This window comes from Xenorhabdus cabanillasii (genome assembly GCF_003386665.1).
In the GTDB taxonomy this organism is placed as follows: domain Bacteria; phylum Pseudomonadota; class Gammaproteobacteria; order Enterobacterales; family Enterobacteriaceae; genus Xenorhabdus; species Xenorhabdus cabanillasii.
Genome location: NZ_QTUB01000001.1, coordinates 3,474,739 through 3,487,964, shown reverse-complemented (window position 1 = coordinate 3,487,964; position 13,226 = coordinate 3,474,739). Strand labels below are relative to the sequence as shown.

Genomic DNA, 13,226 nt, shown 5'->3' with positions numbered 1-13,226 from the left:
CCGGATCACGTCACGGGTGCAAAAACAGCCAGTGGCTCGAACATTGCCCAATATCAGCCGAAATAGCTGGGTGTTGATTACGGGTGCCAATGGCGGCATGGGTTCAGCGATTGCTGAATATCTGGCGCGGGTCTATCACTGCAACTTATTATTGCTGATGCGTCAGCCGCTGCCGAAAAGAGGGGAGTGGCTGGCTGAAATTGAAAATGGCTCTCCCCATGCCCCATTGTTGCAATGGGCGCGGGATCTTGAAGCCAAAGGGAGCCGGGTTGAGTTCCTGCATGCTGACCTTGGACAGAGTGATTCTCTGGAAAAAGCGTTTGAACCTGTATTCCAGTTGGCAAAACGAGGGGTAGGGATCGATTACCTATTCCATACCGCCGGACGGGGTGAAGGTGCCATGTTGCAGATGCGCTCCGAGGCCGAATCCATTGCGACACTGGCTCCCAAAGTCACCGGAACTCGTTTCTTCTGCGACAATTTAAAGCGATTGGGCAATCCGGCACTGTTGCTGTTTTCCAGCCTGGGTAATTTACTGCCGAAAGAAAAAATTGGGCAGATTGCTTATGTTGCCGGCAACGCCTGTCTGGAAGCCTATGCAGAACAAGTGCGCAGCAAAGGCGGCAAAGCACAGGCCATTGCGTGGGATGATTGGGCAGAATCCGGCATGGCAACGCGTTCTGCGCAGCAATTGGATCTGGCACTCAAGCATCCGGTGAAGCATGACGCCACGGATTTTGTGGTTTGGCGCTATCCATTGCAGGCCAAAAATGACTGGTGGCTTGATGAGCATCGTCTTGATGAATCCACTGCCGTGATGCCGGCAATGGGAATGGTCGCGCTTGCACATCGGGCCGCGAGTGAATTGGGTGGCGCAACAATGCCAGCTTTCTCATTGCAGGGGATCACCATTGAAAGCCCCCTTATCGTCGTTGATGATTTGATCGTAGGAAATGATAATGCTGGGCTTGATGCCGCTGTCGTATTTACCGCGGACTTGAATAGGTTTGAGATTTTCTCGGGTAACGGTGAATTTTCCCGTGAGACATGGAGTAAACATGCCAGTGGCAAAATTGCCCCGCGCGATAGTCAGGTTCTCCCGCCGATTAAACCGCTGCCTGAATCATCTCTTCTGAACCTGTTCCGCGCTGCGGACAATATCGGCGTCAGTCCGAAAGCGGCACTGACTTTCGGCCCTCGCTGGCACAATGTCATTTCGGTTGACCAAATTATTGCGGTCGAGCAAACCGCTACCCATGAAATCCTGAACCAGTTGCAGCTTCCGCCCGCTTACCAAGGGGAAGCCGAAGCCAATGGCCTTCATGTTGCGTTGCTGGATACGGCGACATTGATTGCCTCTCCAGAAAATGACGATGTGCAGTTTGCTCCTGTTTCAATCGGCGGATTTACGCAATTTGCTCCCATGTCTGACCATGTGAAAAGCCATGTGCAGATACAGGATATCGGCACCAATAAACTGTTGCAGGTTAATATTTACTCGCAGACGGACACTCTGCTGGTAACGATAAACGATCTGTTACTGGTTGATGCCTCCGCGGTTTTGCAGGATCAAACCGCACCAGTGCACCACGTCATGCGCTTGCAGCACAGTGAAACAGGCAATGCGGATTTTTCCTTTGTCTCACAACTTGAAGCCCGTAAAGCCCCCGGCCCTCTGGAAGTGGAAATTCAGGTCAAGGCGGCAGGACTTAACTTTAAGGACGTATTGATAGCACTTGGCGTATTGCCGGCGCCGATTGATCCAACCATGACTTTCGGTCAGGAAGCCGCAGGGATTGTGACCCGGGTCGGGCGGGATGTCACTGGTATTCAGGTTGGGGATCGCGTGATGTGCGCAGGGCACAGTTGTTTGGCGGAACACGTCGTGATGCCGCAGCATGTTGTTGCCCCGATCCCGCCAATCTTGGGATTCCAGCAAGCTGCGGGTATTCCCGTTGCCTTCACCACGGCTTGGATTGCCTTGAAACATACGGCCAATTTGAAAGCAAGGCAACGCATCTTGATTCATTCTGCGGCAGGTGGCGTAGGAATGGCCGCAATGCAGATGGCGCTCTATTTGGGGGCAGAAGTCTGGGTGACTGCTGGCAGTGAAGAAAAACGCCGTTTGTTGATGGGCATGGGCGCTAAAGGAGCGGCAAATTCCAGAACTCGGGAATTCGGGGATGTTTTCCGCCGTGAATTGGGAGAGCGGCCGTTTGATGTGATCCTCAATGCGTTGGCAGGGGAATTATTGGCAGAAAGCGTTTCACTTCTGGCACCACAGGGTCACTTCCTGGAGCTGGGATTGCGGGACATTTTGCAAAACTGGCAATTAGGTCTGTCGATCTTTGCCGGAGGGGGCAGCTTCCATGCAGTACAGGCCGGAGCGGAACACCCGGTTTATCAAGAGGCGTGGTCAGAAGTTACTACTTTACTGACACAAGAGGTACTTAAACCTTTACCGACGAAAGTCTATCCCGCCAAAGAAATTTCCGGGGCATTCCAGTATATGGCTCAGGGAAAACATATCGGCAAGATTGTCATTGCGATGGATGAGCGCAATAAGGAACGCAGCTTTGTGGAAAAACTGCGGGCGGAAGGGCTCTCCAATGCTGAAGGAACGCAGATAGCCATGGCGATGGCGGCATTGGTTCGCCAAACCTCATTATCCTATGTTGCGGTCTCCAAACTGCCCATTGGCTCTGTGCTGGAAAAACAGCGGCATACCCAACAAATGCTGTTCAGCAGCGATTCAACCCTGAATGCGCCGAGTGTCACCAATGATGGCGACCAACAATCCTTGAAAGGAGTGAATGCGGAAGAGCTGCTTAAGTCGCTCCGTTCCATGCTGGCAGATTTTTTGGGAATGGACGATTTGGATGTGGATGCCAGTTTCTTCTCTTTGGGAGCAACTTCGCTGGATCTCATCCAATTCGCCAAACGTCTGGAGCAACGGCTGGAGCGCGATATCCCCGTGACCTTGTTATTTAAAGCTGCGTCTTTGCGTGAGTTGAGCAAGGAACTGGCGCCATCTCAATCTGTAGAACAGCCAGTTGCAGGAAAACCAGTCACAGAAAATGAATCGCAAATGCCGCAGCCCGGATTGGGGGATAAACGACGTTCATTGCAGGCTCGTCGCAAATTACGGGACAGTGCATCTGAATAAGGGAGTAGATTCAATGACTAATTTTAGAAGTACCCGGATAGGTATTTTCCTTGCCGCCATGTGGCTTGGATTACCGGGCCATGCGGGACAAGTTAATTCGGAGCAGGTCAACCCAGTACAGGTTAGCTTTAGTTCCGGCACGTCAAGCTCAGTCAATTCAAATCAATCGCTCAAAAAGAAGCTGCTCGAGAAACAATCGGTCGAAAGGCAACAAATTGATTTGGAGAAAATAGCTGCTGAGTTAAATCAGAACTGGGATACCGTGCAGGTGCCCAGTGGCGGGTTGAGCATGGTGGTCGGCAATAAAGTGTATACCCTGCATTTGGGCAAGCAAGAAGAGGGGATGTTTGAACTGGCCTCGACTTCCAAGGCTTTCACGGGGTTGCTGATCGCGTTGCTTGAACAGGAAGGGGTGCTGAGTCGGGAAGATGCGATCACTCAGTGGATACCGGAACTGGCGGAAAATCCCCAAATGGGCTATTCCGCCATTCAGATACAGAATCTGTTGTTCCATAACAGCGGTATTTCAAGCGATACCCTTGATTTACTGCAACCAAACACTAATCAGGCTGCATTATCACAACTGCCGGAGTTGCTCAAAAACGTTCCCCTGACCCATTTGGTCGGCACCCATGAGGAATATGCCACGCTGAATTACAGTTTGCTCGGTTTGGTGGCTGAACGGGCAACGGGGCACTCTTTTGCAACGTTATTGCGGGAGAAGGTGTTTCTGCCTTTGGGCATGAAACACACCGTAGTTGAAGGAAGCACATTAACAGGAAGTACTACAACAGGAAGTACCGCAACAGAAAGTGCTTCGGCGGAATCCCCTCCATTGGCGCGCATTCCGGGATATAAGATCAGTTTTATGGCGGCATTGCCCTACGACGCTCCCCGGTATTGGCAGAATGCCCCGGCAGGTTATGTACTCAGCACGCCGCAGGATATGGCAGTTTGGTTACAGTTTTTGTTGCACCGTCTGCCAGTGGAGCACGAAGGTCACTCATTGTCTGCGTTATATAAGGCGTTGGAACAAGCAAAACGGCCTTACGCGGGAGAAGGGGGACAAGGTTACGCTTATGGCTGGGATGTGGAAACCGACAACGCCCTTGGCTACGCCGCCACGCACTGGAGCCACCCGGGGCAGAATCCCAATGCTGCCGCTTATGTTGCGTTTGATCCAGAGGCAGGCGTCGGTATTGCCTTGCTGGGAAACAGCAACAGCCCTCAAATCATGGCGTTGGGGCAGTCGATATTCAAATATTTGCGTGGCGCTTCCCCGCAGTTCTTGCCAGAAAATCCTGCTATCGATATGAACGACTGGGTGTCCTCTGTGATGGCGGTGATTTTTTGGTTGGGAGGGACGCTCCTTTTACTGGTGTTTATTTATCAGTACAAGAGCGGGAAAAAACCTTTCAGTTATGACTATTTCATCAAACATCGTTCCATCCATTTCATCGTACTGAATGCGGCGATTATCGCGTTGCTTGCACTGGCACCGAAACTGTTACTGGGATTGGGATGGTCAAATTTGTGGGTGTGGGGGCCTTTAAGTCTGCCTGTTGCGGCTGCGGGGCTGATTTTGTTTGTTAACGCCATCGCCCTGTTTTTTTCACCCTTGGCGAAATCCAAGGACAGGTTACAGTGAGTTGAGGGAAGTGAGTCATGAGTGAGAAGTCGTTGTTATCAGGGCAGCATGAATATGCCGTTCATCAACTGTTTGAACAACAGGTCATGAAAACACCGGATGCCATCGCCGTTCGGTTCGGCGATCAGACGCTATCTTATGACCAATTGAACCGCCGGGCGAACAGGCTGGCACATTACTTGCGTCGTCATCACCTTGGGCGCCATTGCGGGCAAACGGAAACGCCCGGAAATGAGGGTGATGAAACGCCGGATAATGCCATTTCAGCAGTGGGCATTTGTCTGGATCGGGGCATTGATACGATTGTCGCGGTCTGTGGTGTCTTAAAAGCAGGCGCCGCTTATGTGCCGGTTGATCTCAGTTATCCCGCAGAGCGTCAGGCCTATATTTTGCACGATTCTAACGTGTCAGTGGTAATTACGAGCGGTGATATCATTTCTTCGCTCCCCAGCTCAATTCGCTGTATTGATCTGGATCAGCAGAATCTCCCTCATCAGGATAAAGCGGATTTTACCGATGAAGAAAATTTAACGGCAACGTGCACGCCTGACAGCCTTGCTTATCTTATCTATACCTCAGGTTCAACCGGAAACCCCAAAGGCGTCCGCATGCCGCACAAGGCGCTGGTGAATCTGCTGGTTTGGCAGAACAAAAAGCAAAGTGATGAGCTGGGCGGCGGTGAAGTCCCTAAAAAAACCTTGCAGTTCTCGCCGTTAAGTTTCGATGTATCATTTCAGGAGATCTTTTCCACGCTGTCCAGCGGGGGGGAATTGGCATTGATTCCCAATCTGTTACGGCTCGATCCGCTCGCATTGTTGTCGTTTTTGTCCGAACAGCGGATTGAACGGTTATTTTTGCCCTATGTGGCATTAAACAGCTTGGCATCGGCCGCGGTATCTGAAGATTGCTATCCAGCGAGTCTTATTGATGTCATTACCGCCGGTGAGCAATTGATCATTACTGCCGCCATCAGGCAATTTTTCAAAACCTTGCCCCAGTGTCGTCTGCACAATCATTACGGCCCGTCAGAAACTCATGTTGTGACGGCTTATACCTTGGAGGGAAATGCCGAACATTGGTCAGCACTGCCCCCTGTTGGAACGCCAATCGATAATGCTGAAATTTATCTGCTGGATGATCAAAATCAGATAATTGTAGATGGTTCTGCCGGCGAGCTGTGTATTGCCGGAACGCCATTGGCATACGGTTATCATCAACGCCCGGAAGAGACAGCGGCTAAGTTTGTTGATATTGCGCTGGATGGGGAAACTTCCAAACGCATGTATCGCACCGGTGATTTAGCACAATGGGGGCCAAATGGCTTGCTGAATGTGCTTGGCCGGATCGACTTTCAAGTCAAAATACGCGGTCATCGGGTAGAGCCGGGGGAAATTGAAGCCTTGCTGATGACACACCCCGCTGTGCGGGATGCGGTTGTCGTGGCTCAGGGCGGATATGCACAGAAGGGCAGCATAGAAGAAATAGCAGAAAAACGGTTGGTCGGCTTTGTCATTGTTTCTGAACGGGCTTTGCAACGCCAAGCGCAGGATGGCGTAAAAGAGAGCATCCTGCGTTTTATCAGGGATGCCGTGCCGGATTATATGTGCCCCGCCGCGATAGTTATCGTTGACCACTTTCCGTTATCCGCCAGCGGCAAGATTGACCGCAAGGCATTCCCGACTGTCTCTCCTGATGCATTGATGCAACAAGAAATTGAACCGCCAAAAACAGCCTTGGAACACACTGTCGCTGAGGTATGGAGTGAATTGCTCGGTGTGAAAAAAGTAGGCCGGAATTCACATTTCTTGAGCTTGGGCGGCCATTCGTTGCTTGCCGTCAATGTGATGCTGGCATTGCGCCGCCGTGGATTCAGGGTAGATGCACAGACGTTATATCAATATCCGGTCTTGTCTGAACTGGCTGAACAATTACAACATAGTTCCCAAGCGGAATTCCAGCAGGAACGTGCCCCTGAAATGATCCACGACGGGATGGAAAATGCCTTCCCCTGGGCGCCGCTGAGTCAGGCGGAAATGGCGGCATTATCTGCGGTGATCCCCGGTGGCGCTGCCAATATTCAGGATATTTATCCCCTGGGTTCGCTGCAACAGGGCATTTTGTATCACTCCCTTGCTGATTCAGGCGGAGATCCCTACGTACTTTGGCAAGTGACTCGTTTTAGCAACTCGCTATTGTTGCATGCTTACCTTGACGCCCTGCGCCACACGATTGCCCGCCATGATGCATTCCGTGTCAGCATCCATTATGAAGGTCTTTCTCAGCCAGTACAGGTGGTCTGGCGAGAAGCTGAGTTGACCGTGGAAGAACTGCCATTGACGGCAGAGCAGGATGATCCTTTAACCGCACTGAAACAATACTGTGACCCTGCCATGCAGCGCTTTGACATGACTAAGGCACCTTTGCAGCGTTGCCTTTACTGTTATGACTCGAGACAGGATGAATGGGTATTGCTGTATTTGCTTCACCATATCACGGTAGATCACGTAACAATTGAAATGATGCAGCTTGAGATTGAAGCTCAGTTGCTTTCGCAGCCATTGGCAGAGGTTTCTCCTTTATCGTTCCGGCAGACGATGGTGACGCTTTTCAACGCGGGGAATTCGGCAGAGCAACAGGCGTTCTTTGCTGGCTTGTTGCAGGATTATGAGCCGGCTTCGGCTCCGTTGGGGGCGGGTAGCGATTCTGACGCTAATGCACAGGAAAGCAATGCGCTGGAGAGCAAAGCATTAAGAGGTAATGACACCATTATGGAAGCGTGGCGTCCATTGCCGCAACCGTTGAATGACCAGATCCGCCAACAGGCCAAAACGCACGGAGTCAGTGCCGCTGCCATTTTCCATCTGGCTTGGGCCAAGGTACTTTCTGGCCTGACCGGACAAGATGATGTGGTTTTCGGTACAGTTCTATTGGGACGTCTGTTTGCGGGTGAGGCTTCCATCAATGTGATGGGACAGTTTATCAATACATTGCCAATCCGCATGCGTTTGGGGAATTTGCCAGTACTTGAATGCCTTTGGGAAACGCAGGATACCCTGACGCAGTTAGTCAGGCATGAACAGGCATCACTGGCGCTGGCTCAAAAATCCGTACAAACAGCCGCAGGAACGTCTCTGTTCACCTCACTATTGAATTATCGCCATAGCGAAGTGCGCAATGTTCCTTCGGCAGATCCTTTCCAGGCAGTGAATCCATCGGCTGTAGAAGGCATCCGCTATTCCGGCGTCATGGAGCGGACGAATTATCCCGTGTCTGTCAATGTGGATGATTTCGCCAGCGATTTTGTCATCAATACTCAGGTTGGGGAAGGATTTGATCCTGAGCTGATTGGCGATTACTTGCAGACAGCGTTGTCAGAAATTGTTACAGCGCTGACAAGTGCGCCGCAGAGAAGGATTGGCCGCATCAATGCACTGCCTGCACAGGAAAGACACAAACTGCTGTATCAGTGGAACCAGACTGGCGCTGATTTCCCGCGACAGGCATGTCTTCATACGTTGATTGAAGAACAGGTAAAACGGACACCGGATGCTATCGCTGTAGTCTTTGATGATACGGCATTTGATGGTGCTGCATTTGGAAATACGGGATCAGCAGGCAATGCGCCGTGCCATATTTTGAACTATCGGCAATTGAACCAGAAAGCGAACCAATTGGCTCGTTATCTTCGGACTGAGTTGGGAGTTGGCCCGGATGCGCTGGTGGGAGTTTGTGTGGAACGCAGCATCGAGATGGTCGTGGCCTTGCTGGCGGTGCTGAAAGCCGGGGGAGCCTATGTGCCCCTTGACCCGAACTATCCGGCAGAACGGCTTGATTACATGTTGCATGATGCTGCTCCCCGCGCAGTGCTGTCCCATCGAGGGGTATCAGATACGGTGCGTACATTGCTGGCGGATTATGCTACCGAGACAGGTGCCGCTGTCATCGACCTGAATGAAGATATCTCGAAGTGGTCTGCGCAAGACACAGATGATTTATCGATCGAGGCGATGGGACTGACTTCTTCTCATCTGGCTTATGTAATTTATACTTCAGGATCGACTGGCCGGCCGAAAGGGGTGATGAATGAACACCGTGCTGTCGTCAATCGTCTGGTGTGGATGCAAAAGGCTTATGCGCTGGGGGAAGATGATGTCGTTTTGCAAAAAACACCGTTCAGTTTTGATGTCTCTGTTTGGGAGTTTTTCTGGCCACTGATGTTTGGCGCCCGTTTATCAGTGGCGAAACCCGAAGGACATAAAGATCCTCTTTACTTAAGTACCCTGATTAGGGAACAGAAAATCACAACCCTGCATTTTGTTCCGTCCATGCTGTCGGTCTTTTTGGAGCATGCTTCCCTTGGCATCCATCATTGCATGAAACGCGTGTTTTGCAGCGGCGAAGCATTGCCGGTACGCAGTGTACAGCGCTTTCATGAACAGTTTGCCCATGTTGAATTACATAACCTGTATGGGCCGACGGAAGCTGCGATCGATGTCAGTGCATGGGATTGCAGTTTACAGGCGATGGGGCAGCCAACTGGCGGCATTGCGGAAAGAAACATTGGTAAAAACATAATCCCCATAGGCAAGCCGATTGACAATATTCAGCTCTATATTCTTGATTCTTACGGTCAGCCAACACCTGTGGGAACTGTGGGCGAGTTGCATATTGCCGGAGTTGGTGTCGCCCGCGGTTATCTCAATCAACCCGAATTGACAGCGGAAAAGTTCATCAAAGATCCCTTTGGCACGGCACCGGCTGGCGTGATGTATCGCACCGGGGATTTAGCCCGCTATCTCCCCAATGGCGATATTGAATATCTGGGACGCAATGATTTTCAGGTTAAATTGCGGGGATTCCGTATCGAATTGGGCGAGGTGGAAACTGCATTGTCATCACACGCCAGTGTGAAAGAGTGTCTGGTGTTGGTACGGGAGGATACACCGGGGGATGCCCGCCTGGTCGCTTATGTCATTCCTGCCTCTGTGACTGATCTAGCGGACAAGCAGACGGAAACCTTGAATCAAACGTTGAAAGCGCATCTGCAAACGTGCCTGCCTGCGTTTATGGTTCCATCTCATATCGTTTGGTTAGCAACATTTCCTCTGACTGCCAATGGTAAGCTGGATCGTAAAGCATTGCCGCTTCCAGCTGCATCCATGATACCGAGTGAGGTGGCTGAACCTCCCCGTTCGGGAACGGAAACGCGGTTGGCTCAATTGTGGGCGGAACTGTTGAACATCAATCCACCCGGTCGCCAAACCCATTTTTTTGAAGCCGGCGGGTACTCATTACTGGCGGTAGCACTGATGATGCGGATACATCAGGAGTTTGGTGTGTCGGTACTTCTGAGTTCACTGGTCAGCCATTTGGATCTGGCTTCGCAGGCGGCGCTTATTGATGCTGAACTGAATAACACGGCTGAATTGAGTAAGATGGAAGCACAGGCACCTTCGGGTTCCGTGGCACCTGCCAAATCTGTTTCTGCGGGGCTGATTCGGGCATTGCCAGCGCAGAAAGCCATCTACAAAGCACTGAAACTTAATCCCCAAGATTTGAGCAACAATAGCTTTATTGCCCTGTCGTTCGAGGCGGAGCCTGATCTTAAACAATTGCGCGGTGTATTGCAGTCAGTCCTCGCCCGCCATGCCAGCCTCAGTGCGAAATTTATTCTGCTCGATGATGAATTGTATTTGCAGCCAGCCAAGCGTTTTGTCTTCCGTCTGGAAAAACGTCAGAGCCTCGGCTTACTGGAAGAGGATTTGCGTGATTTTGTCCGTCCCTTCTCACTGGAGGATGGGATGAATGTCCGCAGCCGATGGGTGGCCGCTGAACCCAATCCTGTATTGTTGCTGGACTTTTCTCATGCCTGCATTGATGGTTCCGGATTAATGCAAATATGCAGTGAACTGGCTCCCGGAAGTGCTGCCAGTCACATCATTGATTCGGAGAGCCACTCAGGTATCAATTCGGGCATTAGCCTGGCAACGTATGCTGATCTGTTTTACAGCAGCGAATTTGCCGCCCTGAAACAATTGCACGGGAATTTCTGGCGGGAGAAATTACAGTATTGGCAGCCTCCTGTCGGCATTGAGGGCGCTCAATCTGTGACGGGTTCTTGGCTGGTCAGCCTGAACGCAGAGCATAAAGCACAGGTTGAAGTGCTTACAGCGCGTCTGAAAATCAGTGTGCCAGAATTCTTTATGACGATATTTTTACGGTTTAAAGCGCACTTGGAATCGCGTTTTAACTATTTCTATTCTTCCAATCCATTTTCCAACGCCCCTCTGACCTCTTCAGAACAACTGACCTCAATGATATTTCACGGCAGGGACAGGCCGGAGCAACAAACGGTGGTTGCACCATTGATGACGGTTCTGCCTGTGCGGGTGACATTGCAGGGCGATGCTGGGGGATCTGCAATGCAGGATTTCGACATCGTGAGCAACGCGATACGTGAGGCCTGCCGCCACTACCTGTTTGATGCCGAAGAGCTGTCAGTACTGTATCCGGCGTTATCCAAACAAGCATTGTTACCCACGACCTTTTTCGGTTATTTCCAAAAAGAGGGATTTGACGGCTGCATTGCCGGTACAGCTTGTCGACAACTGGAAACGCCCAATATTTCAGTCGGCCAGTCGCATTGGAATTTGACATGTGAGGTTGCTGAACATGCTGCGGGTTTTGATATCCATCTGGAAGCTCTCTCATTCAATGTGGTCAACGATACCGAAAACTGGGAAACCCTGTTTAGTTCGATTTTGCAAAGCGGGCTGAATGCTGGATGAGTTGAGAAATCGATAGGGTATAAATCAAATAGGAAATTGAGAAATGTTCACTAATGATCCCATTGCGATGAACGCAAAAAAACAAGCATTAAAAGAGTATGTTCAGCAACAATTGGATACGGAATATCAGGGATGCCCCTTTTTTGTGGCGGCACAATCTGTATCGGAGGCGGATTGTGTCACTCTCCCGTTCCTTCTGCCTGAAAAACTTAACAACAGAATTTTTACTATGGCGGCCGCTTCTCCGCTGCACCGTTTGTCGCTGTTTTCTGCCTGTATCAAATATCTCGCATTTTTGCATTGTCACGAACCTGAGGGCAGCTTGCTGTGGGCTTTGGGGGAAACTGAACCGACGGGAAACCATCCATCAATTGCGGGAGGTTGTCTTGTTCCGAACAAATGGAACCTGGCGGGAAAAAGGGCAGAACAACCGGTCAAACTGTGGTTTGGTGAAGAGCTTACCCAATGGAAGCAGGTTGCTGCTTTAACAGCAGGTTTGCCGCCAAAGACGGTATCGTCTGCTATCTCTCAGTTCCCTCAGGTTCTGGTGGGCTATTCGGAAACTCTGCCGCCTTTTATGGTGGAAGGTGCTGATGAAGATACCCGGGAGAAAATGGAGGCCAGGCACTATTCATTGAGCCTCTGGTGTCATGCCCGCCCGGAAAAAACTGAACTGCATGTGCGTTTTAATCCCCAGGTTGTGGCGCCTGAGTTAATTGAATTGTTGATGGAACGCCTGATTCTATTGTTGGACGGTATGGTGTCTGATCCGGTTGCACCGCTTGCATCCATGCCGTGGATATCGTCGCAGGAGCAGGAACGGGTGCTCGCTTTATCCGCACAGCAACCCATGCAACCACTGCAATATCAAAACGTCGCGCAGGCTATCACTGCGTCTATCCGTGACAGGGCAGACATGCCTTGTCTGGAAGTGGGTGAGCAAACCGTTAATTTTCGGCAGTTAGCACAATATACGGAGCAGTTGCTGGCTGATCCTCAATGGCAGGAATGGGAATCACTGGGAGATTGTGTGCTGATTGTGGGCGCGAAGGGAATTGAGATCACGCTTGGCGCGATGGCGTGTATCCGTATTGGCAAGCCGTTTTGCATACAGTCAAATAGCGTTCCGGAAAGGCAGCTATTGGATATCATCACATTGCAGCAGACCAGAACGGTATTGTTGCAGAAAGAGCATTACCTGTTGGCGGTATTTTTCCGCCAGCAGGGATGCCGGGTAATTATGTTACCTGAGTATCAACCTGCCTCTTTGGCGCCAATGGCCGATGTTTCACATTCGGCTTCATTAGCGGAACTATTGCGCAAAGGTGAATCCGTCAGCCCCGATGAGCCTTTGTGTGCCGTCATGACTTCCGGCAGTGAAGGCAAGCCGAAAGGCTGCCTTAACACACACAGGGCATTGCTCAATATTAGTGCTGAAATGCACAAGCTGTATCGCCCGTTGGGTTCACGCATTGCATCTGTTGCCAACCATTCGTTTGATTATTTTGTTCTGGAGTGCGTCCAATTTCTGACGCAAGACATTGTCTTGGTGATGGCACCGGAAGATGCACGCATAGAGGCGAAAAAAATGTGTCGAATTCCTGCGGGAAAAACAGATTGACCT

Annotated in this window: 4 protein-coding genes; all 4 read left to right on the top strand. The window is 50.9% G+C overall.

What is annotated here, in order from left to right; genetic code table 11:
* The first annotated feature begins 97 nt into the window (after positions 1 to 97).
* From BDD26_RS19780 to BDD26_RS20570, 4 genes are read left to right on the top strand one after another with little or no spacing between them, the layout of a single operon-like run.
* Positions 98 to 3,166 (top strand): zinc-binding dehydrogenase, encoded by a 3,069-nt coding sequence (locus tag BDD26_RS19780; RefSeq protein WP_244922819.1) that lies wholly within the window; start codon positions 98 to 100, stop codon positions 3,164 to 3,166.
* Between the two features lie 13 nt (positions 3,167 to 3,179).
* Positions 3,180 to 4,814 (top strand): serine hydrolase domain-containing protein, encoded by a 1,635-nt coding sequence (locus BDD26_RS15705; RefSeq protein ID WP_244922753.1) that lies wholly within the window; start codon positions 3,180 to 3,182, stop codon positions 4,812 to 4,814.
* Positions 4,815 to 4,831: 17 nt separating this feature from the next.
* On the top strand, positions 4,832 to 11,602 hold the full coding sequence (locus BDD26_RS15700) for a non-ribosomal peptide synthetase (RefSeq protein ID WP_115827082.1): 6,771 nt from the start codon (positions 4,832 to 4,834) through the stop codon (positions 11,600 to 11,602).
* A gap of 43 nt (positions 11,603 to 11,645) precedes the next feature.
* On the top strand, positions 11,646 to 13,223 hold the full coding sequence (locus BDD26_RS20570; RefSeq protein ID WP_115827081.1) for an AMP-binding protein: 1,578 nt from the start codon (positions 11,646 to 11,648) through the stop codon (positions 13,221 to 13,223).
* Positions 13,224 to 13,226: the final 3 nt, after the last annotated feature.